Genomic DNA, 26048 nt, shown 5'->3' on the forward strand with positions numbered 1-26048 from the left:
CCTCTTCGCATTAAAAAAGTGAAAATATAATTGCGATGCCTGATGAAATTGCAAATGCTGTAAATGATGCTTCTGCACCTTTGGATAATCCCGATACTAAGTGTCCTGCCATAATATCTCGTACCGCATTGGTAATAAGAAGACCTGGGACTAAGGGCATAACCGAAGAAACAATAATATTAGACAGATCATGACCCATACCAACTTCTATAAATAAAAAAGACAATAGCCCGACAACTAAAGATGCAATAAATTCAGAAAAAAACTTCAAATTAACTAAGCGATGAAGATATAATTGGCATGAAAAACCTGCCCCACCTGCAATGAATGAAGATAAAAAGTCATTCCATTCTCCATTTAACATAATTATGGAAAATCCACTAGCAATTGAAGCTGCAGTAGTAGTTACATATGAGGAATATTTAGGATCTTCTACTTCGATTTTTCTTAAAAGTGTGTATGCTTCCTCTACTGATATTTCCCCGCTGCTAATTTTTCTTGAAATATTGTTTACAATGATAACTTTGTTTAAATTTGTTGTACGTTTGGTTATTCTTAGCAATTTTGTTTTCTCTGTGCCGTGTAAAGAAAATATAATTCCTGTCGGAGTAACATAACTTTGGGGATCATCGCTACCAAAAAAACTTGCAATTCGAATCATAGTATCTTCCACTCGATAGGTCTCAGCCCCACTTTGTAACATGATTTTTCCAGCTAATAGACACACTTCTTCAATTTTGTTCCTCTCTGATAAATAGTTCATCCTCCATCACTCCAATATCGAAGTAGTTTCCTTAACCAGGGTAAATCTCACTTTTCTTGTTAGTATTGTTTAAATAAATTAATAGAACAAAACTTATCAAGAACACACCTTAACATAGATTTACTTTTATCTATTTACTTATTTTATATGTATACATCAACATGAGGGTTTATACAGCTAGTAAGAATAAAAAAATATTTAGAGAATCTATTTTGTAGGTACTTATTAATTCGAAATTCATGATTAGAAATGGAAGAAAAGAGAAGGAGAGGTCTTACTTAAAGTTTCTAGAATTCAAATTTAAACATCCATACTGAACGCATAAATGGTGGAATTTTTATAGTAGGATATTATGTGGGTTTATCCTACTAATTGGACACCAACTAAACCGCTGGCTGTCCTCGGTATTTGAACTGCAAAAATGGCCAGTCATTTCTGGTGAGAGACGTTTATTTACCGTTTTGCTGAAAGAGCCATGAACGTCACAACTTCTTACGACAAGGGTTCGTCTATGAACGATACCCTTTTGAGGAGGGTAGTCTCAAGAGGATTTCTATAAATGGTGCTGTGTAAGAGTATAAGAAAAAGAAGATGTAAGTTTAATGAAAAATATTATTGACAAATATGTGTTTAGGTTTTATTATTATCTCATATTCAAGATGTTTTAATTTGAGATATTTTGTAGGAGGTGAAATAAATGGAAACAACATGTACTAATCTACCCTATCTTGTTTTAATGCAAACATCTAAAGCAGTACAGGATCGTATGAGATTGGAACTGAGCCAATATAACCTAAGCATTACTGAATTTTCAGTTTTGGAAGTTCTTTACAATAAGGGGAAACAAACAATTCATGAAATTGGTAATAGCATCTTAATTTCAAGTGGCACGATGACTTATGTTATTGATAAGTTAGAACAAAGAGATTTATTAAATCGTATTGCATGTCTTGAAGACCGCAGAGTAATTCACGTTGCCTTAACAGACGAGGGAAAAGAAATGATGGACAGTATCATGCCAAAATATCAAGAATTCGTTGATTACATGTTTAGTTCTTTAAATAATGAGGAGAAAGAAATATTTGTCAAACTGTTGAAAAAGATAAGTAAGAAAGTATAGGGTTAATTTTTCGTTTCATATCTCGAAATCGAGATAAACTAATATTAGGAGGATTTTAGATGATAAATCTTGGTTTATTAATAATTCGGTTAGTAGTTGGTGCTTTATTCATTGGTCACGGAGCTCAAAAATTGTTTGGGTGGTTTGGTGGATATGGTTTAAAAGGCACTGGAGGCTGGTTTGATTCCATCGGTATGAAACCAGGAATAACCATGGCTCTAATGGCAGGATTAGCAGAACTTGTTGGAGGAATTTTGTTTGCATTAGGTTTATTAACCCCACTTGCAGGAATTATTATTGCAGGAACGATGGTTATGGCAATCGTTAAAGTCCACGCTCCCAACGGATTATGGGCAACGGCAAATGGATATGAATATAACCTTACGTTGCTGGCAATTGCCATTGCTATTGCTTTAATTGGCCCTGGTCAATATGCTGTAGATGCTTTTTTATTCTAATTACTTCAATTTAGAGATACTTAAATTAAAAATAAATATTTTAAGTTTTTATTTTCGTCCTAGGAACAAAATAAGTAGTAACAAGTAGGTTTTTCCCAATTAGATTTTATATCTGAAAAGGAGTGTTGCAAAATGAGTAAGAAAACAATGGGGATTCACCATATCACAGCAATCGTCGGTCATCCACAAGAGAATGTAGACTTTTACGCAGGAGTTTTGGGGTTACGTTTGGTAAAGCAAACTGTCAATTTTGATGATCCAGGTACTTATCACCTTTATTTCGGTAATGAAGGCGGAAAGCCAGGAACCATTATTACATTCTTTCCATGGGCTGGAGCTCATCAAGGAATTATTGGGGACGGTCAAGTAGGGGTTACTTCTTATGTAGTACCAAAAGGTGCGATGGAATTTTGGGAAAAAAGACTGGAAAAGTTCAATGTTTCTTTTACAAAAATGGAACGCTTTGAAGAGCAATATTTGGAATTTGATGATCCTCATGGGCTTCACCTGGAAATCGTGGAAAGAGAGGAAGGGGATATTAATACCTGGACTTTCGGCGATGTTACACCTGAAGTTGCTATAAAAGGTTTCGGCGGAGCAACTCTATTATCAACTCAGCCTAAAAAAACGGCTGAATTGTTAGAAAAAGTGATGGGACTTGAATTAGTAGGTAATGAAGGGGATTTCACTCGTTATCGTTCGACTGCTGATATTGGAAATATTATCGACCTTAAATTAACTCCTATTGGGCGCGGGCAAATGGGTGTAGGAACAGTGCACCATATTGCCTGGAGGGCTATTGATGATCAAGATCAATTGGATTGGCAAAAATATGTCGCAGAGAATGGCTACGGAGTAACTCCTGTTCAGGATCGAAATTACTTCAATGCGATTTACTTCAGAGAACATGGAGAAATACTGTTTGAAATTGCAACTGACCCTCCAGGATTTGCTCATGATGAATCACAAGCGACAATGGGAGAAAAATTGATGTTGCCATCACAGTATGAGCCTCACAGAGCAAAAATTGAACGAGCGTTATTACCGTTTGAAGTAAGAGAACTAGACTGATTTTTTGAAAAGGAATGATATCTTTGCTTTCAATTGATCCAGCTTCAATGTCAGAAAGAGAAAATTATAAATTTCTAATAGGAAGCATTATACCCAGACCAATAGCATTAGTCACATCAATTTCAAAAGATGGTGTTTTGAATGGAGCGCCATTTAGTTATTTTAACATCGTGTCCTCCAATCCTCCGTTGATTTCATTAGCTATTCAACGCTCAGCAGGGGGACAAAAAGACACAGCAAGAAATATTACTGAGTCCAAACAATTTGTTGTTCATATAGTTGATGAACATAACGTTGAAAAAATAAATAAAACAGCTGCAGGACTTCCTCCTAATCAAAGTGAGATAGAGTTAGCTGATTTAACTCCAGTAGATAGTGTAAAGATTTCAGTTCCTGGAGTTAAGGAAGCGAAAATCAGAATGGAATGTTTATTAGAACATTCCTTAGAATTGGGAGGCTTAGATTCGCCGGGGTGTGACCTAATGATAGGAAGAGTGGTTCATTTTTATATCGAAAATGATATTTATGAAAATGGAAGAATTAATCCAAGGGGCTTAGCTGCCGTCAGCCGCTTAGCTGGGAATAATTACGCAAAAATTGGTGAGGCATTTGAAATCGAAAGACCTAAATAAATCCTTGCAAAATCCCATTTTGATGAAATGGAGAGGCTAAAATGCAAAAAACAGCAGGTATTCATCATATTTCAGCTATGGTAAACGGTGCACAAAGAAATATTGATTTTTATGCAGGTGTACTTGGATTAAGGCTCGTTAAAAAAACGATTAATTTTGATCGTCCGGAAGTGTACCATCTATATTTTGGGAATGAAACAGGTCAACCAGGTACAGTAATTACTTTTTTTCCGTGGGCAAAACAGCTAAAAGGTCGAATTGGAGCTGGTCAGGTTGGTGTGACCAGTTATGTTACACCGAAGGGTTCAGTACCATTTTGGGAAAATCGCTTACGAAAATTTGGCGTTGAATTTACCTCTTCAATTCGATTCGGTGAAACCTATTTAAAATTTAACGATCCTGACGGGCTCCAACTTGAATTAATAGAAAAAGATGAAGGACCATTGAATACTTGGAACTTTGGAGGAGTTCAAGCAGAAAATGCGATTAAAGGATTTGGTGGGGCTGTTCTATTTTCAGCGCAGCCGCATTTGACAACGGATGTGCTAGAAAATATTTTAGGTTTTGATTGCCTAGGCCAAGAAAATGAATTTCTAAGATTTAAATCTGAAGGAAATATTGGAAATACCATTGATATTCACTTAAATCCTTCAGTCCGAGGGCTAATGGGAGCAGGCACGGTTCATCATATTGCATGGAGAGCAAAGGATGAGGAAGAGCATCAAAAATGGAGATTGCTTCTCCTTGAAAAAGGGTATTATCCTACAGAGATTCTAGACCGAAACTACTTTAAAGCTCTTTATTTCCATGAACAAGGGGGCATCCTTTTCGAAATAGCTACCGACCCGCCAGGTTTTGCAGTGGATGAACCACCCCAAGAACTTGGAAAAAAACTTATGCTGCCATCTTGGTTAGAGTCACAAAGAGAAGAATTAGAAGAAACCCTACCTCCTGTGGAGGTTCGTGTTCTGGAGGGAGATAAATAATGAAACATATATTCAATAAAGGCCAAGATCCAACAAAACCAACGTTATTATTACTTCATGGTACTGGTGGCAATGAATTAGATTTGTTGCCTCTTGCGGGAAGAATTGATGATGAGGCTTCAGTCTTAAGCGTCCGAGGAAATGTATTAGAAAACGGAATGCCACGATTCTTCCGAAGATTGGCTGAGGGAGTTTTTGATGAAGAAGACCTCGTTTTCCGAACAAAAGAATTAAATGAGTTTCTTGATGAGGCAGCAGCAAAGTATGGATTTGATAGAAATAATATTATCGCCGTTGGATACTCCAACGGAGCGAATATAGCAGCGAGTCTATTATTTCACTATGAAAATGCATTAAATGGTGCAATACTTCATCATCCAATGGTGCCGAGAAAAGGAATCGACCTTCCAGACTTAACAGGGAAGTCAGTGTTTATTGCAGCTGGGACAAATGATCCGATTTGCTCACCAATGGAATCGGCTGAACTTGAATCATTATTAAAAAGGGCTAATGCGAATGTAGAACTTCATTGGGAAAATAGAGGTCATCAATTATCCGCCCAAGAGGTCGAAGCTGCTGCTCAATGGTATAGAAAGTTATAATAAAAAACTATATTTGGGAGGAGAAAGAGAATAATGATAAAAAACGAAATAGGAGCATTTATTTTACGCGTGACATTAGGAGCATTATTTTTAATACATGGAATTGTTAAGTTTCAAGGTGGAATTGAAAATATTGTAGGATGGTTTGATAGTATCGGCTTGCCTGGATTTATGGCATATGGAGTTGCTTCAATTGAAATTATTGGTGGTGTGGCATTAATTATTGGATTGGCGACACGATTCTTTTCTGCTTTACTTGCATTACTAATGATTGGGGCAACATTAAAAGTAAAACTATCTGTAGGCTTATTAGGAAATGGCCAGATGGCGGCTATGAGTTAGATTTAGCATTTTTAGCAATTGCAGTATATCTTGCAATCAATGGCAGCAAGCTATTATCTGTTAGTCAACTGATCCTTCATAAAGATTCAAATGATGACATCAAGAGAGCTGCTTAATAAATGAATATAAATATTAAAAGAAAGAAATAATAGGGGTGTTTGAATTGGGATTCTTATCCAAACTATTTGGAAATTCATCTAATAAGGAGATAGAGAAAATGACAAATGTAAAATTAGCAGTAATTTATTACAGCATGGGTGGAACAAATTATCAACTAGCAAGGTGGGCAGAAGAAGGTGCTAAAGAGGCTGGTGCAGAAGTAAAAGTATTAAAAGTTCCTGAACTTGCCCCAGAATCAGCTATTGAAGGAAATCCTGTTTGGAAAGCTACAGTTGAGAAAACAAAAGATGTACCAGAAGTTAAACTGGATGACCTAGAATGGGCAGATGCCATTATTTTCAGTGTACCAACACGCTTTGGTAATATGCCAGCGCAAATGAAACAATTCTTAGATACTACAGGTGGACTTTGGTTCAATGGAAAGCTAGTGAATAAAGTTGTAAGTGCTATGACTTCCGCTCAAAACTCTCACGGCGGTCAAGAGGCAACCATATTATCACTCTATACAACAATGTATCATTGGGGAGCAATTGTTGCAGCCCCTGGATATACTGATCCAGTTACATTTGGTGCTGGTGGGAATCCATACGGTACAAGTGTTACTGTTGGGCAAGATGGAAAAATGATTGAAGATGTTCAGGCGGCAGTTAAACACCAAGCAAAACGTACTGTAACAGTTGCTGAGTGGGTTAAAAAAGCAAATCAATAAATTTTATTATAAAAAGCTATCTGAAAAAAGTACCCCTTAGTGTAGACATAAAAAAGTGTACAAAGGGGTACTTTTTCTTGTTTATTTGTGTGTACTTCATATAATATTTCCATTACTTCCTTTTCTTCCGTACTGAATTCCGAACATTTCATTCGCATAAATGATTCCCAGTCCGTAAGCACCGCCGTGTTGTTTTATAATATCGAGTGTCCCATTATAAGTTTCTTTAATAGCAAAATCACGCTGTAATTCTAACAAATATTGTAACCAAGTAATTGGGTGGGCTCCGGCCTGTGTCATACGTATTACGGCCATGTCATGTGATTCTTTATTTACTCCACCTGATGCATCCGTGATAAAAAACACTTCATATCCGTCGGCGATAGCACTCAGAACAGGTGCAAGCAAACACACCTCTGTCCAAAGACCCGCCATGACTATTTTACGATTTCCATATTCGTTGATTTGTCTAAATACTCTTGGATCTTCCCAAGCGTTAATAACCGTTCGATCAATTGGACTTCGGTCAGGAAAGACTGATTGGATTTCGGATAAAATTTTACCGCTGAAAGTTGCTGCGGTAATTGTTGTCATTATAATAGGGATATTAAATAATTTTGCGGTTTTTGACAATCCACCGAGGTTATTTCGTAAATTTGCAATATCATGTGATTGAACTGAAAATGTCATTTGCGGTTGATGGTCAATTAACATCAAAGTATGGTCAGTAGGGGTAAGTAAATACTGGGAACGACGCTCTGTGGTTGTAATCCTTGAGGTTCCAGAAACTTCTCTAGGAATACCGTAAAACTGGTTTCTACAAATTGGGCACCAATAAACTACAGGATTCAATCGAATTTCCCTCCAATATTAATGTTGCTAAGAAATAGATTCATGAAGTAATATATGCGCAAAGACCATGATGAGTGGCTTGTTTTTGCAAATGGTATTGATACCTTGTCCGGAAATATTTAGGGCTCCAATTTCGGAAAACAGAACATCAGTCGTTTTCTCCTAAGTGAACACTATGTTTAGATAATAAGGAAAAAGAATTAGTTTATATTATTAACATGGCGGGGTAGTAAGCAGAAAAAGGAGAATTACTAAAACTTCTTACTTAATAATGGTCAACACCCTTAACTTTTTTTAAGAAAAGGGTGTTTTTTTTACTTAGTTTTTGACCAAGATCTTTAATTTTTATTATTTAAATTTTAACATTTAAGAGCCGTTCTAATAGTTCCTCTTTTGCATTGACTTATACGATAGAAAAAGCTAATAAGCAATGTATATAAAAGGATTTCTCAATTTTATATTTCATGTTGAAACTTTAGCATAAATAACAAAAAACACATTAATTTCAAGTAAGATAATCATTCCTGGAACAGGAATGAGAAAATCGAAAATAAAGAATGAATAAATTAAACCTAAGAACAATCCTAAATGATATTTTTTTAGCTGCTGGTATTTATATCGGTATTTATGAAAAACAACAGTTGTAGATATAAAGTAAATAAAAACAAATGAAACCATAACTGATTTCTTTAATAAACATAAGTTTAATTGAAACCGCAATCAAACTTAAAGAAATATAAATGAAGAGATGTCCATCGAGGATAATTTGTCCAGATGTTCTAATAGACTTATCTATTTTTTTTTCGAGATTATCAAAGTATTGCCACCAAAAAGAAATAATCAAAGAAAAAGATAAGATCGAATATCCTATAGCCTTCCAATTTCCATCCTGGGGATGAAGTACGGATAAGATGCTAATAATTGATTCACCTAATAATATTAAGATTAATAGGCCAAAACGTTCATATAAATGAGAAGTGTTTACCGGATACTTTACAAGATATTTCCTGCCGATTAGAGGGATAAAAATGTCAATGAGAATTCCTAAATAAAGAATAAAATATGCGACTCAAGGATAAAAAGAATATCGAGCAGGTTGAGATTATAATACCTAACCAAAACCTCGTACCTAAATAATAGGCAGCCTTGTTATCAACATACTTTCCCTTCTTAAAAACCAATAAGTATTGAAAAGCAGTTAAGGCTCTCACACCAATAAATCCAATTAAAAAAGAAAGATAATAACGATCGAAGTTAACCGATAAGCTAGATATCAAGATTAACACAAATACCATTTGGAAAATGAGTAAAATCATTCCATAAAATTCATCCTTCCCAAACCGGTTCAGAAACATTGTCTGTCCAACCCAAGCCCGCCAGACAGGAATAAATATCAAATTGAATTTAAGAAGGTTTCCAAACAATACTTCTCCTTCATTAACCCTCAATAATACATTTGTTGACTTAGAAATGGCTGCAACATATAGAAGGTCGCAAAAAAGTTCTAACCAAGTTACCTTTTTTACTAACATTAAATTCCCTCATTTAAAATGAAAAGTTGATAAAAAACTTATAATATGTCCCAAAAAAGTTTAAACTCACAGGTTACAAATTATAAAGCAAGTTTGTCCAATAGTGTTTGTATTTTAAAGATTTCAGTTTGCAGTGGTTGTAATTTTTAATTATGGGTGCATTGAAATTAAAATGTAGGGGAAAAATAAAGATTGTGATTTAACAAGGATCAATTTTGCTAATTTTTCAAAGGAAAAAGGAGATTGGTATTATGACAAATGTAAATCTTGCGATTGTTTTCTATAGCGCTACAGGTACGAATTATCAATTGACACAATGGGCATCTGAGGCGGCAAGAGAGGAAGGGGCAGACGTTAAGGTCTTAAAAGTACCGGAATTAGCACCACAATCGGTTATTGATTCCAACCCAGCATGGAAGCATTATTCCGAAGAAGTTGCTGCCTGTGTACCAACTGTTTCACTCGATGACTTAGAATGGGCAGATGCGATTATTTTCAGTGTACCAACTCGTTTTGGAAATATGCCTTCACAAATGAAGCAGTTCTTAGATACTACTGGGGGACTATGGTTTAATGGAAAACTTGTAAACAAAGTAGTAAGTGCCATGTCCACAGCTCAAAACCCCCATGGTGGTCAGGAGGCAACAATTTTATCACTTTATACATCAATTCATCATTGGGGCGCAATCATCGCATCTCCAGGTTATACTGATCCAGTTATTTTTGCAGCAGGCGGTAACCCATATGGAACGAGTGTAACTGTTGATCAAAACGGAAAAATGGTGGAAGAATTCTCGGCTATTCAAGCTGCAGTAAAACATCAGGCAAAACGGACGATTATGGTAGCAGAATGTGTAAAGAACGGGAAAAAATAAAATCTTAATTAAAGAAGGAAACGAAGATTTTCGTTATTGTATCCGTTTTGAGTATTTTTTTCGATGGTAGAATTGATGATTTTATTAAGTGTAATTAAATCTATTTAGGTGATAAAATGTCTTTCAAATTTAAATACTCAAAAGTCTGAAAGTGAGACAAAGTCGATTAAATCTATATTTCAACAAGCTGCTAAATCAAATGACATCAATTCTCTTCATCTGAAAAACAAGATCTTACTATTAGATATTTTAAAAGCATGATTGATACAAAGAAACTAAATGACCTTCTTCTGCCAGCAATTCAAAAGAACTATAACAAAATTAGTGAGATAGATGATTTTAAAAGTTTTATTCCTTTTGAAGAAGTCCTTGTTACTACAGACCATTAAACGTTAAAAAGAGACTTATTAAGGGATTTGTTGTTATCCAATTAAAGAAATTTGATGAATATTTTGTTACCATAAATGTCGCATCATCCAATCTTGGATATAGGAAAACCAATGATACTGAGAATGAATTTAGTGTGATCGGGCCAAAAATCGGATTTGTAGAAAATATTGATGTAAATCTACATCTACTAAGGAAGCAATTAGCCGTCACTGAATTAATTTTTGAACAAATTAATATTGGCTCTATGTCAAATTTCTGAAGTAGTCATTGCCTACTTAGATGGAATCACCAATCCTCAACATATTCAAACTGTTCGACAAAGATTAAAGCAAATAGATTTTGATGTCATATATGATAATTCGCAAATTAAACAGATAATTTCAGATAATTCGAACACGCCATTTCCCCTTTTTTTATCAACTGAGCAGATTGATCGGGTTGTGTTTGAATGATTTCAGGGCAGGTAGCCATATTAACAAATGGATCTCCGTATAATTTAACTGACCCAACAACAATATTAGATTTCTTCATCTCTCCAGGGGATTACTATCTTTCCTGGATCATTGGTTCATATTTTAGAATTATTAGGATTATCAGTGTGATCTTTTCGTTATTTTCAACCCCTATCTATGTAACCATTTTAACCTTTCATTATGAAGTCGTACCTGAGGATTTACTTGAATCTCTTATTAGTTCCAGAGCCCATGTTCCATTTCCTCCTGTATGGGAGGCAATTATTTTAGAAATTACGATAGAACTGTTAAGAGAAGCCGGTGCTAGATTACCAACTAAAATAGGTCAAACCTTTGGGATAGTAGGTGGTATTGTAATTGGACAGGCAACGGTGAAAGCTGCCCTAACAATATGTTGGGCTTTATTCTGATTATACAGGGGATGCAAAAAAAGGAGAGAGTTTTATTTTACAAGCAAAGGGAAAGAAAGCCCAAATGTAACATTTTAATTTTTGTGGATGTAAAAAAGATATTTTAAACAAATAAATTGACATTTAACATCAAATTCAATTATTATGATTTCGAGATATCTTATTTCAAAATATAGATTTACTGGAGGGTATAATACTATGACAAAAGATTTTTTTTCTGTTTTAAAAGAAAGACGTTCATTCTATGGAATTAATAAAGATGTGAAAGTATCGGATGAGAGAATTAAGGAAATTGTAGAATTTGCAGTAAAATACACACCTTCTGCTTTTAATTCACAAACGGCACGTCTTGTAATCTTGACAGGGGAATCTCACAATAAATTATGGGATATTACAACAGAGACCTTAAGAGAGTTAGTTGGAAATGGAGACTTTTCTGGAACTCAACAAAAAATGGAATCATTTAAGGCAGGTTACGGAACTGTACTATTTTTCGAGGACGAAGCTATTATTAAATCTCTTCAAGAACAATTTAGCACATATGCTGAGAACTTTCCTGTTTGGTCAAATCAAGCATCAGGTATGCACCAATTAGTGGTTTGGGCAGCGTTAGAATCAGAAGGGCTAGGAGCATCTTTACAACACTATAACCCACTCATCGACGAAGAAGTAAAACAGGCATGGAATATACCTGCAAATTGGAAGTTACTTGCCCAAATGCCTTTTGGTAATCCAACCGCTCAACCAGGTGAGAAAGAATTTAAGCCATTAGAAGATCGTGTGAAATTTTATAAATAAGATAGATGAAGAATTTTTTTCCTAAAAAAGCCTGATGGTAATTCCCATCAGGTTATCCTCTTTAGCGTGCGGAAAACGGTTGCGGCCCATAGCGCGTGAGCCTCGACGACTGTGTAGTGATGGCGGTAATTACGTTGGTGAGGGTAGGGGTGTTACCCCCTCCTCTGTGATAAAATTAGGGTTTTCCATTGAAACTTTGTTCTTTTAGTTAGTTCGCATCCTATCTGAATATTATATACGTTTTAACATTTTCACAATTTCCTTTCTTTCCTCTTCCTTGTTCATTTCTATATTTACTCGTTTTTTACAAAATTTACATTCGCAATCTTTATCATGTTGCTTTAAATTAATATTTTCTTTGTTCATATGAATAACACTCCTTCCAAATTTAATGAAATGTATTTTAAACCATAAAAATATCAAAACAGGTTAAGCTTTCCCATAATTACAGTGACAATACCTAATTAATAAAATATGGTAAAAAATTCAAATTGATAAAATATTTTAGGTGAACGAACAAAATTTTTAAGAGTTAAGAAAGACAATGAGGATTATATACTGTTTTATAATCATGAAGATTGCAAAAAAAGACTAAACGGCCTTATTCCCTTAGAATTCAGTGTTAAAGCCACCTAGGTTTTTTTTATTATTTCCGCTGTCTATTTGACTGGTCCATTAGTTCTTTTGTTTTGTTTTTTTATATTTTATTTCAACCATGGGAAACTTAATCTTTGAAGCACAGATTTAAAATTAAAATACAATTATAGGAGCGATTATATGTTTAAGGATAATAAAAAAATGGCATTTGCTCTAGGCATGCTAATTATTCCATGGCTAACTACACCTTTCCTGGGAAAAAAATCATTTTTCAGGTTTTTACCTGTAGCAAGTTTTACTAATTTATTTATAAGTATGTTCAGTGTCATTGCTAATAAGAGAAAATGGTGGATAAATAAAAATCCTCTATCTCCCGGTTTGGTTGATTTTACATATATATTGGGTCCTTTTTTTGTAGCCACTCTATGGATATTTAAACTGACCTACGGCAATTTTTTTAAATATTTTATAACAAATGCAGTATTGGATGTTATTTGTGCTTATCCTTTTGCTGAATTATGGGAACGAGTAGGGGTATTTAAATTGAAAAAATTAAGTCATACGATGTGGTATGTGTTTTGTATTTCTTTAGCAGTTATTATATATGGGTTTCAGAAAGTAGTGGAAAAATCGATAAGGGAAACAAACAGTCAGGGATCAAAATTGTAAGGAAGAGCATTACACATACCGATATTAAAGGCTGATATTTAGTGAAAAAGACAACTAAGTTGGAGGCAATACTTTGGAGCATTGCTTTTCCAGGCTTTGGACAACTTTTGAATGGTCACCTTATAAAAGGAATTATGTTTATCGTTTTAGAATTCACTATTAACGTTAACAGTTCATTTAACCAAGCTATCATGTTAAGTTTTCTTGGAAAGATAACCGAGGCTGCTAGAGTGGTCAATCACCAATGGCTTATATTTTATCCATGTGTTTATATGTTTGCCATGTATGATGCTTATAAATTTGCAGAAGGAGAAAATCCTCGATTCTCATTTGTTCCATTTGCTTTTGGAGCGTATTTTGTGACAATAGGTCTTATGTACTCCCGAAACATCATTTTTGGTATATCATTTGGTCCTATTTGGCTTCCAATGTTGTCTTTAATTCCTGGATTTGGAATTGGTTTTTTATTCGTCATATACTAATTAAAATAACTTCTAAACAAAACAATAGTGGAAGACCTTCCTAGTATCAAAAAGGAAATAGCGCAGGTTGCCTTTTAGAAAATCAATACAAGGATAAATTTATCTATATATTTTGGTATAAAATGAATAGTTAATGGTTACTACGGCAACCTTTTTTTGGTATGAAAGGAAAGATTGTGAAATGATGTACTTAAACTATAGGGTACTTATATATAGTATCCCTTTCAAAACATTGTAATGTTGGTGCACCCTTTATCATTGTTTATATGTATCCATAGAATAGGTGTTTAAGGATTTGACTTTGAGCCTCTGTGGGTACGATTTGTCTTGAAAGGCTGAAGTTAAGGTTTCATCAGGCAGACGAGCCTATCATACCCACCTCTCCAAGTAAAGTCCTATCGTTGTTTACGTTGAATACGGTGGAAAATCATACTACATATAATGGGTGCGTTTGTTGAAGAAGGATTGTAAAGAGGAAAAAGCCCCACTCATGAGAAGGGCTGAAAACATTATTACATCTAATGTATCCTCTTTTGTTCTCCGGTTTGTCCTCTGATGTTTTTAATCACATTTAAAACAATTATGTCAATCGTTTAATAAATGTTGATTTAAAGCCTTTTTTTCAGACTTTTTCTATTTATTATATATGATAATGAATGGGCGGCATGATGTAATAATTCCTGGTCTCTTTCCCAGTTTTAAAAATGAATGAAGAGGATGAGGTTTGTATAAACTGTAGTGACCTGTACCGTCTTTAGAAGGTTTTAATAATTTTTTTCCTTATTGCTATTCGGGTGGACAATTGGGGACAAATTTGAGCTAACTGTTTCTAATAACAAAAATTCAATTATATAAGCCTTATTGAAATCCCTTGTTAAAACAATACTTTCTTAATTAAACTGTTATAATTATAAAGTATATTCATCATTGACAGGGTTGGGGTCGCTGGTTCAATAAGCTCATTCTCCCTATGGTGACAAATGGAAGAAGAGGAGGTTTGTTTAAACCTCCTCATTTACTTATATAATCCCATTAATAAAATAAGAAAACTAATCACACTTTTGGTCACAACTTGGTGACAGAAGAGATGTCTTTATATTTAATTACTCAACTTTCGTAGACTGAAATAGGCAGGTATGCCTTGATATAGTTAGGCAAGCCCGCAATCCATTGCTCTAGTTGACTTTTAATTAACTTTTGAATCTTTTTGTTACTCTCTTTAAGGGTATCTTCAAGAAGCTCGATTAATTGCTGAAGTGCAATTGCCCAATCGAGGTCACTAATTTAATCACAAAGTTCATAAAAAATACCGCCTAAAGTTCTTTGGTCCGTGCTACACCGATTTTGCCAGGACAGAATAATATATCGTGTAAAAACAATCGTTGTATGACTAATTAAGGAGTCATAAGAACGACCTTGAAACTCCTTTTGGAGTTTTAATAGGGATTTTGTTGTTTTGAAAAACACTTCAATATCCCATCTCATCCCATAAATTCTGATGAATTCTTGGTCACTTAGCGTACAGTCTGTATTCAGAATCGCTAGCCATTCGCTCTTTTTATTACGGTTTTGAACGAATACCATTTTAACCGGAACTCCATTGGCTTGGGTAGTATGAATAGAGCGAAGAATCCCTTTTCTTCCTTGAATAGGTGCTGCCAAACGGTAGAGTTTCTTTAAGCTGACACGCTTATCATCTACAAGGTAACGCTGTTTTAAATTCTTGACCATGCCAATTACATCAAGCCCTTGCTCTTTGATGTTCTTAATAAGTGGTTGATGGGTAAATCAAGTATCCATCAACACATATGAAGCATCAATCCCAGCATTCAACGCACGTTGAATCATATTAGGAATTTGTTCTGGTGCGGATTGTAAGGCTTCAAGACGGCGTTTGTAGCCGGTGCTCCGCTTGTCGATTTTACTTGATATTCCGTTAATTTGGCTTGTTTTAGAGCTCAATAAAGAAAAGTCCACAGGAATGAACGTTGCACCATCTGACCAACCAAGGGTAAGCATACGGAAGCCTTTATAAAAGTGCATTTTTTGAGAGGCATGATCAAAACAACGAGTTAGTAATTCGACGGATTTACTACGATTTCGATCATAAGAAGAATCATCTAATACCAAGACCTTCGGTCTGTCATGATTCGAGAGTTTCGTTACCTTTTGAATTGTGTGGACACTAAGAAATAGTAAAAATCTACGCCGAAGGTTGACTGATTCAAGAAACGATAGACAGAGTCCTTAGCAGGGAAATCGGTAGATTTTCTACTTTCAAGCGTCCGATACCAATTCTTGTTTTCAAAGATCAAACAAAAAATTAATTGGAAAAGGTAACCATAAGAAAAGCCCAAAGACTTTGTTATCTCAGCCTTTCTAAGATGTTTTAATACCTGTAATTCTTTAAATGTGGATGTTAGTTCATTTGGTAGTTGCTTATTTTGACCATTATTCGCTATCATATAGGAGGCACCTTTTCTGTATGGTATTGTGATTCTCGACAAATCAACTATACCAAATGAAGAGGTGTTTTTTCATGCCTATATTTAAAGTCTAGTACCATACTTTAACGACTCCAAACATTACACACATATAAAATCATTACATTTTTCTAGGTGCGGAAGTTGAGTTAATTAGATAAAATTAAATGATCTATGTCTTGATAAAAAGTGCATTAAATCAAGACTTTACGGCATTATATAAAACTAAATGTAATCAAAAATGATATCTTCCCTCTAACTTCAAAACTGCTTGAGACCTGCGTGCCAGGTCTGGTGGGTTCGATTCCACGCAGTCCTGCCAAACCAGTTATATGAAGCTCTGAGAAAATTTTTAGAAGTTGAAAATAGAAGTTTTTTTGTCCAACAATATGTAAAAATTTCATAAATGGACACAAGGTTAAACTTACATATTATTTCTTAATGAGTTGCTCAAACTGGGCAGCTTCTTTTTGCATGCCCGGCAAAAAGTGTGTATATTTGTCCATTGAAACTCTAATGGTTGAATGCCCTCCTATTCTATCGTTCGGAAACAACTTAGGGTGGAACCACTTTACAGCAGCATTAATGTCGCATGGGTGTGTCTTAGGTCATGAAAACATATATGGAAGATTGGTCGACCTATTAATCTTACGATATTCTTTAGCTAAATCGGATGGTTAAATCAAGTTGTCGTTTTTTCTGTGCAAAAACTATATCATAATCGTTTTTAGAACCTCGTTTTTTCTTTTGCTTTCTATTATCTATATTTGGATCCCGGCCTGCATCATAACGGAATCGTATGCTATAAATCTATAGATCTCATTCATAAGTGTTCAGGAAGAATTAATACCTAAGAATTTTAAAGTCAAAATCCATTTATATTAGAATGCCTTATTTTAGTTTTCTAATTAAATCAATAAAATAAAGCGATTTCAAAAATGCATTGACCTTTCTGAAAAATATAATAAAATGATAATTGGTAATAGTTTGTTTGTTGATTAATCAAACAATGTTAATGTAGAAGCAGTGATAATGACAAGGTGTCTATTACCTTAACTATAACCTAGATGCTCCCATTGGATTAGCAGAAGGTGTCAACTATGAAAACTCACTAAATTAAGTGTCATAAAAAAATTTGATAATTAATAGGAGAGATAGGGAAAATGAATGAAAAAAGTAGATTAATAAAAACTGAAGATAGAAATGATCATTTCAAGGCACCAAAAGATCCAGTGGTAAAACGGGATAGCTTTTTCGTTATGTTTGATAAAGTGATTGAGGCAACTCCCCGTAATGAAGGCAAGCCCTCACAGGAAATTTATTTAGATGGAGAACGATTAAAAAGTGTTGCAAAACTTGTAGGTGGTGTGAGAGATGAGGAAATTTTGACTCTTCTTGATCATTGTGAGGGATTCCATCAGCTGGTTCACAGTATAGGTGTCGTAATAAAAACAGAAAATCAACATGCAGGAAAAATGAATTTTGTATTACAAAATTATGGAAAAGAGAAAAAATATGAAACTGGAACACTACTAAGAATGGCATGTCCCACAGATGGAAACGAGATGATTTTAGAACTTGGGGATTTCCAATGGTCCCAAGATGATGATGTTCCTGGTAAATTTGCCTTTGAATTTGACCATCCTGGTGAACTAGCAACAGCAAGTGTCAAATTCTATCTGCAAGATGCCTATAAGGTACCTGAAATATCGTTGGAACCGCCGGTCGCATTCGACTCAAAAGGTTATCAGGCCATGATTAGAAAATCCCTTTTAAGCAAAGGAAACAATCAAAGATTAAAAGCAGCAATTGAAAAAGCAGAAAGAGGCGAGGATGTTACCATCGCATATATAGGGGGCTCTATTACTCAGGGTGCTGGAGCAAAACCAATCCATACTCATTGTTATGCCTACCAATCATATTTGAAATTCAGAGAAATGTTTGGGAAAGATGATGGGAAGAATGTCCATTTTATAAAGGCCGGAGTAGGAGGTACACCTTCTGAGCTCGGCATGATTCGCTATGAACGGGATATTTTAAGAAACGGAAAAGTAGAGCCGGATATCGTGATTGTTGAATTTGCAGTAAATGATGCAGGAGACGAAACAAAGGGGATTTGTTATGAGAGCCTAAGTTTAAAAATACTTTCTTCGGAAAACAAACCGGCTGTTATTTTATTATTCAGCGTGTTTGAAAATGACTGGAATCTACAAGATAGGCTTTCTCCCGTAGGAAAGCATTATGATCTTCCAATGGTAAGTGTAAAGGATGCAGTGGTAGAGCAGTTTAGGCTAACAAAAGAAGAGGGAAACATCATAACCAAGAGGCAATTTTTTTATGATATCTATCATCCTACGAATGACGGTCATACGATAATGGCGGATTGTCTTTCTTTACTATTTTCAGAAACAAAGAAATCCATTAGAGATAGTGAGGATATTAAAATAGATAAATCGCCGGTTATCGGTAATTGTTTTAAGGATGTTCAGTTACTTGATAGGAAAGATAACCCAATAGATGCAAGGATAGATATGGGCAGTTTTTGGGAAACAGATGACGATTTGCAGATGGTAGAGTTGGATGCTAACACTTTCGTTACTCCTCAATTTCCAAATAACTGGATGCATACCACTACATCGGAAAATGACCGTTTCAAAATGACGATAAACAGCAGAAGTCTCATTCTTGTTTATAAGGATTCAGGAAGTAGTGAGTTTGGAATAGCCGATATATATGTGAATGGCCAACATATAATAACCGCCGATCCACATGAAGTTAACTGGACTCATTGTAATGCCGTCATCTTGTATCAGGAGGATGTCTGCCGGGAACACCAGGTAGAAATCAAGATGGCTTCCGATAATGAAGACAAATCTTTTACCATTTTGGGATTCGGATATACCTTGTAACTTTTCATTTCCCTAATAGGAATCGAAATTTTGGGCCGACGGAAACTTATTATGCATGGCTGACATGGTGGGCTTTCATAAGGATTTAGAAAATTCGATTCTTCCTTTCACCGGGATCCCTCAAAAAAGCTTGAGACCTGCGTGCCAGGTCTGAGGGGATCGATTCCCACGCAGTCTGCCAATTTGCCTTACTTTTTTTTATACAAATAGAACCTATGGATTACTTACTTTCATTATAAGAACAATATGGTGAAGCCGTTATTACTTAAATGGAAATAAAATTAATACAAAAGAAGTCACATATAACCAACTTGGCATGCCTATTGTCTGCCAAGTTTTTTGTTGTGTTTTAAAAAGAAAAGAGGTTTAGATTATATTCATCATCATTTTATGAACAAATTGACACTTCAGAGCGTAGCAGAAAACATGAATTTAAGCAGATCTTATGTTGCACATGTGTTAAAGATAAAGCAAATGAAACCGCTTAAACCGGTAAAAGATGTTGCATACGAGTCTGGGTTTGAAAGCGCTGCTCATTTTAGCCGTTACTTTAGGGGAAAAGTAGGTGTAATGGCAAAAGAATTTCGACAAATACGTCTTAAAAATTGGAACTGGGACTCTAATTCCAACAGTCTTAACAAAAAATGCAGTGGGTTGAGCAGTTAAAATTCAGGTCTGGAAGGTTCGATTCGCACGCAGTCCCGCCAAGTAAAATTTACAATCAATTACATAACTTCCCACCTCAACAGCCTTTTTGCCCGTTTTAAATATTTAACTTTGTAAAACCGAGATATGAAATTGTATGTGTTTAGAACCTTCAAATTATATATTTGAAGGTTTTTTGTGTGAGTAAAAGTGTGAGGAAATACGAAGAGTTGAATCACGGTTAAGGTATCTGAAGGCTTTAAAATGTGAGATGGCATTTGAAGAATAATGTAGAATATTAAATTATCATAATCTAAAAAAATATCAACATATTTAGACAAATACAAAAGAAGAATATATACTTATTATAAGGAAAAAACATGAAAAGAGGAGAAAAAATGGATATAAAACGTCAGAATGTCGATTTTGGTAATTCTATCTTTCAAACCCTTGTGGATGGTTATTATTTTGAGATTCCTACAAATGTAGTGGAAATAACGAAGGAAAAGGCAGACGGCCACTTTCCGTCTACTTTTAATGACTCCCAATCCCTTCTTCAAAATATGCTCATTCAAACTACAATAGACGGTGTAGAGAAATATTATTTAGTAGGCGAATCAGCAGAAAAACAGGTGTTAGGAAACATTCATATCAACAAGCTTCATGATAAAACACAATCTGAAATTCCCTATGTAATGTTCCTGGCATCAGTTGCCTATTACAATGTATTAAAAGGAAACGGCACAGACGATAACCGAGTGAACATTAATTACTTTTCAACCATGCTTCCAATTTGGTTACTTAAGAAAACGAACAAGTTCAGTGATATGCAAAATAAAATGGCCAGCAGATTCGAAGGGGAGCACCAAGTAGCGATTTTAACTCCAGGATTAGAAAGAGTTGTAACCATTCACGTCGATACAAGCAAATGCCGGATTGAAAGCGAAGTTGCTCGATGGGCCATAAAAAAGGATTTTGATTTGCAAGACCGTGAGGAAGCTAATTCATTCAAAAACTATGAAACTCTAATTGTAGATTTAGGGGGAGGGACCGTTGATCTTGCCTTGCTCCAAGCAGGACTTCAAGCTCCTAAAAGCAGGGATTCATTGAACTGCTTCACTGACATTTCATATTTAAAACACATTGAAAAACTAAGAAATGAAAAGTTACTAGAGTACTTTGATGAAGTTCGCTCATTAGAAGAATTCATTATCAAAACAATAGAGAAAACAAAAATGGAGCAACAGGATGGAAATAGCGGTAAAAAAGTTGATCTTACAGAGCAAATCCATGAGTCATTAAGGGAGTATACGCAAATTTTATTAACGAAGATTGAAAACACATTCCCATCACCTAAAGATAAGGTCTATAAATATGTTTATATAGGTGGAATCGCCGGAATCCTTAAACGATTCATCGAAGAATCGATTGATACAAGGTATGGCGTCGAAATTAGAGAGCAAAATCATCTATTCCTACCTGATGCAAGAAAGTTAAATTTATATGGTCTAGAAATTTTAAGCAGGCATGAAACAAACGAAGTTTTCGCATAAGAAGGGAGAAGAACGTATGAGCAACAAAGACCATCTTCTTGGTGATAAGTCCGCTTTTGGTTTAAACAATATGTATACAGATCTGGGTTCACAAATGTTTGCGCCATTTTACGCTCTATCAAACTTTTTTTTAACTGCTTCTAATCTACAAACGGATGTGTTCAGATTAATGAATTTGGAATCAGGAAGTAAAAACGAACGTGTAAGGTTGACTTTAAATACTTCGAAAATCTCTCCAAAGGTGTATGCTTTTCTTGAGCAAAAAGCTCAGGCAAATAAGCTGGAGGATTATATTACGAAGCTTGTTGAGCAGGATTTGGATAAATCGGAAAAAAACGAAACAATAACCTTAATAGATACACTTCGTGAAGAGTTTTTAGGTAAGATTAATTTACTTAAACAAGAATTTTCCTCTGGTCTCGCAGCTGAACCTATTGGGAGGGAGTCCCTCCAAGCAAACGAAATACGGGATTTTATTACGAAACTCGGTGAACAAAAATTGGATAAGGATCAATTCCAAACGTTGTTAAGGTCCTTTCGCAGCGAGCTATTAAGTGAGATTAACCTACTTAAAAATGAACTTACTTCTCGTCCTGTTGATCCCGCTAATTCAAATAACACAAAGGCTGCAATCGAAAACACTAAAGAAGTGAACGATTTGAAAGAAGGGCAATTACTTAAAAGTGATCAAGTTACAGGGTCTATTGAAGAAGTTATAGATATTGATTTTTAATATATGAAGTAGCGGAGTAATGTTCTGCTACTTTTTTTCGTTATTCCTTTTGTTCCTAATTTCGTAGACCTCTCATGTAATTTTATTAGTGTAAGAGAAGTACAAATAGTTAGGATGAAATCAAGGTATGCGGCTGTTTGTTTTATATTTCGATTCAGGAACATCCAAGAAAGAGTTTTATCGGTATTAAGTCAAATATATCAATCATGGAACAATTTCAAAAACAGTACCTTGGTTAAAATCTGTCACTTTCATAGAGCCGTAAACCCCTAAATATAGTCTAGTTTGATCCTGATTCGTTCCCAAATTAACATAATAAGCTGATTGAGCACCAAAATTATAATCGGTTTCAATCACACTAAAATTATTTAGTTTACCATCTGGTCTAACCCTGGTATAAGCTAAAACCCCTCTAACCGGAGGTCGAGATTCTTCAACACGGGCAAGATCGGTAAACACAACACTTCCCGTTAAATCGGGGATTCCATTCCCCATAAAGGCTTGCACTCCTGTAAGTGCCGTTCCTCCAAACTTATCGGGGCGGGGATCTTTATGAAAATAACTAGTTAGAGGCTTCAGACGCCTCACAGAAGTGTTTACAGCTTCATTGTAATAAGCCATTGTTTTCTCATCCAGAGTCGGATTTGCGGAACAGCCCCTTATAATCGAGGTAGGAAAATCACCTTCCCACCCCCGCCAGCCAAAGTTAATAAATCCTTCTTTGTCTTGTTCAGTGTTTCTTAAAGACGCTTGAACAAGTTGAGTAACCGGTATTGGTTTATAATGAACGAATGAAAAAATCGACTCTACTAAATCCTGTCCGACATTTCCTACATACTTGATATATTGATTATAAAACTTTTGAAACGAAATGCCTGGTATGTTGCGAACCCCTTTAGCTATGACTGTAAGCATTTCCTGAATCGTTGCAGGAAGTTCATTAAAACGTGTGACTACAGGTGGATTATTAATAAATGTATTCTTACCTACGTCAATTTCAATGATTTTACCGGCAATTTCTAAATTATCCTGGCTTAAATTAAATGGATCATAGCCGGATCCACCATCTCCGGTTGTTAGAACAAGTTTTCCGGTTTCAGGTGAAAAGTTTAAGCTATTGACACCATTATGATTTAAAAAGGGTCTTCTTAAGTTAAGTAATGTCCTTCGTTTTTGAGGTTGACCATTTGATTGTAAAATCCATTCTTCTACTGTATCAATATGATCATATTGAGTTTCTCTATTTATCCACCTTTGGTTTAAGGTTTTGGGATCACATGGGTTAGGACTAAAATGGTCAGAAAGAGCCCCTGGACCTTGTGTGCCAGCTGCTGAATAATGAAGATAAAACAGACCGTTATAATAAAATTCAGGATGAAACGCTAACCCTAGCAATCCCCGTTCATCATATCCACCACTAGGACCACCTAGTTTTATGATTCGCGGGCGAATATCTAAAAAAGTCCTTATAACTCCGTCTCCTATGTAAAAAATCTCTCCTACCTGGGTTGCAATAAATAATCTTTCCATTGAGTCACCCGGAAGAATAGCTGTTTTTACAACAGTGGGTAAATTTATCCTACTAACAATGGGCCGTAAACCAACCTTAACTTTTATCACCTAACTTTCCACTCCTTCGTATTGTTTTCTTTTATAAGGATATGATTAGAATGGTTTCATTAGTAAAGTAGGGATAGGGAATCTGATAAGGAATCGCACCATTCTCCCTACTAGCGTCTGAGTACAAAGATTCTCGATACAAAGCTTTTGATCCCCTTTAAAGGGTAAAAAGTTGGAATTTTTTAATAGATAATGTCTCTTACTTTTTTACATGATAAAATAAATAGGCTAATCATGAAAAATGATTACATAAAACATAAATCAACTGAGAGGAGTTACTTATGCTAATAAATATTATTTTAATTTTTGCTCTTCAATTACTATATGTCCCTATCTTGACACTTCGAACTATTTTTTTAGTGAAGAATATGAGTGTTGCTGCTTCTTCATTCGGAATACTGGAGGCCCTAATTTATGTATTCGGTCTTTCCTTAGTTTTTTCAGGTCACCAAAGCATTGCTGAAATGGTAGTATATGCTGTAGGTTTTGGAGTAGGATTATATATTGGTACACGTATAGAAAATAAGCTAGCCATTGGTTACACTTGTTTAGTTGTAAATTTAATGGAAATGAATGAAGAACTTCTTACTTTATTAAGAAATAAAGGATTAGGGGTTACCGTATTTGAAGGGATGGGTCGAGATAGTAAGAGATTTCAATTAGAAATACTAACAAAACGAAACCGCGAAAATGAAGTGATGGAATTAATAGAACAATACGAGCCAAAAGCATTCATCATCTCTTATGAACCGCGTAAGTTTAAAGGCGGTTATCTAATTAAAGCGATGAAAAAGCAGTTGAAAAAAGGTAACACTGTTAAACAAATGTAAGAGAAAGCGGGTTATTCATTGAAATACAATAAAGCTGCGTGCTATAGGATAATACGGAAGCTTTCCACAAATACAAAAAGGAGGATTTCAAAACCACTTGAGACCTGCACACCATGCCTGCTGGTCCTATTCCACGCAGTCCTGACAAAGAAATTCAATGTTAAACGACTCCGTTATTTGAAACTTTTTAAAGACAAAGAGTAATGACCACTTTATTGTTTAACTTTACAATCTACGGGTATATAATAATTAGCTACTTTCCCCCCATATCCTTAGTTGCTACTAACTTTGACTATCTTACTGATAGTCCTTTTTTTTGGTTACATTTAGTAACGTTAAAACATTGCCTTTGTCATTCTAAATAGTTTCTCTATCCTTTTAGGCTATTGAAGTATAAGGCGGTTAATAGATTTAAATTGATGTAAATAGCCTATATAATAATCGTATATTATGGTGTAATTTAATAGAATAAACGCATAACTATTATTATTTTTTCTAAAACTAACGCTTCCTAGAGCCACCGCTTTTCTTCGTATTTGTGTTATTGGTATAATACTAAAAACCGTATTAGAAATGAAAAATCGAAAGATTGTATCAATGGAGGAATACAATGAATACAAGAATACCAATTCTAAAATTATATGATTGTCTGTTTGTTTCCATTCAGTGGGAGCTGGATGATAAAACGGCAATAGAATTTCAAGAATCATTGCTTCAAAGAATACATGAAACCGGTGCCAGCGGTGTTGTAATTGATTTAACGTCTGTAGATATGATTGATTCATTTATTGCTAAGGTGCTAGGTGATGTTATTAGTATGGCCAAATTGATGGGTGTAAAAGTTGTTTTAACTGGCATTCAACCAGCTGTAGCGATTACACTAGTTGAACTCGGAATCCACCTCCAAGATGTCCATACAGCATTAGATCTAGAAAAGGGCTTAGAAATATTACAAGGGAGTTGGGGGATTAAAGCATGGAAAACGAATCCTCTGTAAAAATATTATCAGAATGGGATATCGTTGCAGCTAGGCAACTAGGAAGAAACATTGCCAAAGAGCTAGGATTTGGAACAGTTGACCAGGCAAGAATCACCACAGCCATTTCTGAGTTGGCACGTAATATCTATTTATATGCAGGTAAGGGAGAGATTCATTTCGAGCCTGTCAATAATTTTGAAAAAAAAGGTTTAAAAGTAACTGCTGTTGATCATGGCCCAGGAATTCCGGATATTAGGAGAGCAATGGAGGATGGGTTTTCAACATCTAGTGGATTAGGGGCAGGATTACCAGGAGTGAGACGTTTAATGGATGAATTCGATCTGACCTCTTCTATCGGGGAGGGGACAACCATTCGGGTAGTAAAATGGCTTCGAGAAAGGAAGTTTGGTTAGAA

25 protein-coding genes and 3 pseudogenes are annotated in these 26048 nt (G+C 35.1%); 22 read left to right on the forward strand and 6 right to left on the reverse strand.

Features of this window, described 5'->3' with window-relative positions; translation table 11 throughout:
* Positions 1–10: 10 nt before the first annotated feature.
* On the reverse strand, positions 11–763 hold the full coding sequence (locus tag M3226_RS02860; protein ID WP_251562410.1) for a threonine/serine exporter family protein: 753 nt from the start codon (positions 761–763) through the stop codon (positions 11–13).
* A gap of 697 nt (positions 764–1460) precedes the next feature.
* On the opposite strand from M3226_RS02860, the gene M3226_RS02865 reads away from it, so the two are divergent.
* The 8 genes from M3226_RS02865 to wrbA (M3226_RS02900) all read left to right on the forward strand — a co-directional run bounded on the left by M3226_RS02865 (position 1461) and on the right by wrbA (M3226_RS02900) (position 6803).
* Entirely contained in the window at positions 1461–1883 is a 423-nt protein-coding gene (locus M3226_RS02865; protein ID WP_251562411.1) for a MarR family winged helix-turn-helix transcriptional regulator, read from the forward strand.
* 59 nt (positions 1884–1942) lie between these two features.
* On the forward strand, positions 1943–2341 hold the full coding sequence (locus tag M3226_RS02870) for a DoxX family protein (RefSeq protein WP_251562413.1): 399 nt from the start codon (positions 1943–1945) through the stop codon (positions 2339–2341).
* A 132-nt stretch (positions 2342–2473) separates the two neighbouring features.
* On the forward strand, positions 2474–3412 hold the full coding sequence (locus M3226_RS02875) for a ring-cleaving dioxygenase (RefSeq protein WP_251562415.1): 939 nt from the start codon (positions 2474–2476) through the stop codon (positions 3410–3412).
* A gap of 23 nt (positions 3413–3435) precedes the next feature.
* The gene (locus M3226_RS02880; protein ID WP_251562417.1) at positions 3436–4044 is read left to right on the forward strand and encodes a flavin reductase family protein; all 609 of its coding nucleotides are present in this window, start codon (positions 3436–3438) and stop codon (positions 4042–4044) included.
* 41 nt (positions 4045–4085) lie between these two features.
* Positions 4086–5030 carry a ring-cleaving dioxygenase gene (locus M3226_RS02885; RefSeq protein ID WP_251562418.1) on the forward strand — a complete coding sequence of 315 codons (945 nt, stop codon included), beginning with the start codon at positions 4086–4088 and terminating at the stop codon, positions 5028–5030.
* Positions 5030–5632: an alpha/beta hydrolase gene (locus M3226_RS02890; protein WP_251562420.1), complete on the forward strand. Its 603-nt coding sequence runs from the start codon at positions 5030–5032 to the stop codon at positions 5630–5632. The genes M3226_RS02885 and M3226_RS02890 overlap by 1 nt, the downstream gene beginning before the upstream one ends.
* A gap of 33 nt (positions 5633–5665) precedes the next feature.
* Positions 5666–5974, forward strand: a complete 309-nt coding sequence (locus M3226_RS02895) for a DoxX family protein (RefSeq protein ID WP_374110533.1) — start codon at positions 5666–5668, stop codon at positions 5972–5974.
* A gap of 217 nt (positions 5975–6191) precedes the next feature.
* Entirely contained in the window at positions 6192–6803 is a 612-nt protein-coding gene (gene wrbA / locus M3226_RS02900; protein ID WP_251562422.1) for an NAD(P)H:quinone oxidoreductase, read from the forward strand.
* A 96-nt stretch (positions 6804–6899) separates the two neighbouring features.
* On the opposite strand, the gene M3226_RS02905 is transcribed toward wrbA (M3226_RS02900), so the two are convergent.
* Together M3226_RS02905 and M3226_RS02910 are read right to left on the reverse strand one after the other, a co-directional pair.
* Positions 6900–7655 (reverse strand): hydrolase, encoded by a 756-nt coding sequence (locus M3226_RS02905; RefSeq protein WP_251562424.1) that lies wholly within the window; start codon positions 7653–7655, stop codon positions 6900–6902.
* Between the two features lie 462 nt (positions 7656–8117).
* Positions 8118–9187: pseudogene (locus M3226_RS02910) on the reverse strand (low temperature requirement protein A).
* Between the two features lie 251 nt (positions 9188–9438).
* Between M3226_RS02910 and wrbA (M3226_RS02915) the strand changes: the two are divergent.
* The 5 genes and pseudogenes from wrbA (M3226_RS02915) to M3226_RS02925 all read left to right on the forward strand — a co-directional run bounded on the left by wrbA (M3226_RS02915) (position 9439) and on the right by M3226_RS02925 (position 12133).
* On the forward strand, positions 9439–10062 hold the full coding sequence (gene wrbA, locus M3226_RS02915) for an NAD(P)H:quinone oxidoreductase (protein WP_251562426.1): 624 nt from the start codon (positions 9439–9441) through the stop codon (positions 10060–10062).
* A 403-nt stretch (positions 10063–10465) separates the two neighbouring features.
* Positions 10466–10711: pseudogene (locus M3226_RS32670) on the forward strand (spore germination protein); the annotation flags it as partial.
* The gene (locus M3226_RS32675) at positions 10689–10904 is read left to right on the forward strand and encodes a spore germination protein (protein ID WP_374110534.1); all 216 of its coding nucleotides are present in this window, start codon (positions 10689–10691) and stop codon (positions 10902–10904) included. The pseudogene M3226_RS32670 and the gene M3226_RS32675, both read left to right, overlap by 23 nt.
* A complete protein-coding gene (locus tag M3226_RS02920) occupies positions 10901–11335 on the forward strand; it encodes a spore germination protein (protein ID WP_251562428.1) in 435 nt (144 codons plus the stop codon). The genes M3226_RS32675 and M3226_RS02920 overlap by 4 nt, the downstream gene beginning before the upstream one ends.
* Positions 11336–11533: 198 nt before the next feature.
* The gene (locus tag M3226_RS02925) at positions 11534–12133 is read left to right on the forward strand and encodes a nitroreductase family protein (protein ID WP_251562431.1); all 600 of its coding nucleotides are present in this window, start codon (positions 11534–11536) and stop codon (positions 12131–12133) included.
* A 231-nt stretch (positions 12134–12364) separates the two neighbouring features.
* On the opposite strand, the gene M3226_RS32165 is transcribed toward M3226_RS02925, so the two are convergent.
* On the reverse strand, positions 12365–12499 hold the full coding sequence (locus tag M3226_RS32165) for a hypothetical protein (RefSeq protein WP_285857711.1): 135 nt from the start codon (positions 12497–12499) through the stop codon (positions 12365–12367).
* Positions 12500–12910: 411 nt separating this feature from the next.
* Here M3226_RS32165 and M3226_RS02930 point away from each other — a divergent pair, with 411 nt between their 5' ends.
* Positions 12911–13399 carry a hypothetical protein gene (locus M3226_RS02930; RefSeq protein WP_251562433.1) on the forward strand — a complete coding sequence of 163 codons (489 nt, stop codon included), beginning with the start codon at positions 12911–12913 and terminating at the stop codon, positions 13397–13399.
* A gap of 41 nt (positions 13400–13440) precedes the next feature.
* Entirely contained in the window at positions 13441–13881 is a 441-nt protein-coding gene (locus tag M3226_RS02935; protein ID WP_251562435.1) for a hypothetical protein, read from the forward strand.
* A gap of 1107 nt (positions 13882–14988) precedes the next feature.
* On the opposite strand, the pseudogene M3226_RS02940 reads toward M3226_RS02935, so the two are convergent.
* Positions 14989–16346 (reverse strand): annotated as a pseudogene (locus M3226_RS02940) (IS4 family transposase).
* Positions 16347–17527: 1181 nt separating this feature from the next.
* Between M3226_RS02940 and M3226_RS02945 the strand changes: the two are divergent.
* The 4 genes from M3226_RS02945 to M3226_RS02955 all read left to right on the forward strand — a co-directional run bounded on the left by M3226_RS02945 (position 17528) and on the right by M3226_RS02955 (position 22204).
* Entirely contained in the window at positions 17528–19273 is a 1746-nt protein-coding gene (locus M3226_RS02945; RefSeq protein ID WP_251562437.1) for an SGNH/GDSL hydrolase family protein, read from the forward strand.
* Between the two features lie 474 nt (positions 19274–19747).
* Positions 19748–19939, forward strand: coding sequence for a helix-turn-helix domain-containing protein (locus tag M3226_RS32680; protein ID WP_374110542.1), 192 nt, complete (start codon positions 19748–19750; stop codon positions 19937–19939).
* A 377-nt stretch (positions 19940–20316) separates the two neighbouring features.
* The gene (locus M3226_RS02950) at positions 20317–21471 is read left to right on the forward strand and encodes a ParM/StbA family protein (protein WP_251562439.1); all 1155 of its coding nucleotides are present in this window, start codon (positions 20317–20319) and stop codon (positions 21469–21471) included.
* A 16-nt stretch (positions 21472–21487) separates the two neighbouring features.
* Positions 21488–22204 (forward strand): hypothetical protein, encoded by a 717-nt coding sequence (locus M3226_RS02955; RefSeq protein ID WP_251562441.1) that lies wholly within the window; start codon positions 21488–21490, stop codon positions 22202–22204.
* 204 nt (positions 22205–22408) lie between these two features.
* Here M3226_RS02955 and M3226_RS02960 read toward each other — a convergent pair whose 3' ends face one another.
* Positions 22409–23824: a PQQ-dependent sugar dehydrogenase gene (locus M3226_RS02960; RefSeq protein ID WP_251562442.1), complete on the reverse strand. Its 1416-nt coding sequence runs from the start codon at positions 23822–23824 to the stop codon at positions 22409–22411.
* Positions 23825–24105: 281 nt separating this feature from the next.
* Here M3226_RS02960 and M3226_RS02965 point away from each other — a divergent pair, with 281 nt between their 5' ends.
* From M3226_RS02965 to M3226_RS02975, 3 genes are all read left to right on the forward strand, one after another.
* Positions 24106–24654, forward strand: a complete 549-nt coding sequence (locus M3226_RS02965; RefSeq protein WP_251562444.1) for a DUF2179 domain-containing protein — start codon at positions 24106–24108, stop codon at positions 24652–24654.
* Between the two features lie 610 nt (positions 24655–25264).
* Positions 25265–25651, forward strand: a complete 387-nt coding sequence (locus tag M3226_RS02970) for an STAS domain-containing protein (protein WP_251562445.1) — start codon at positions 25265–25267, stop codon at positions 25649–25651.
* Entirely contained in the window at positions 25630–26046 is a 417-nt protein-coding gene (locus tag M3226_RS02975; protein ID WP_251562447.1) for an anti-sigma regulatory factor, read from the forward strand. The genes M3226_RS02970 and M3226_RS02975 overlap by 22 nt, the downstream gene beginning before the upstream one ends.
* Positions 26047–26048: the final 2 nt, after the last annotated feature.

The sequence above is a fragment of the Neobacillus cucumis genome, assembly GCF_023715505.1.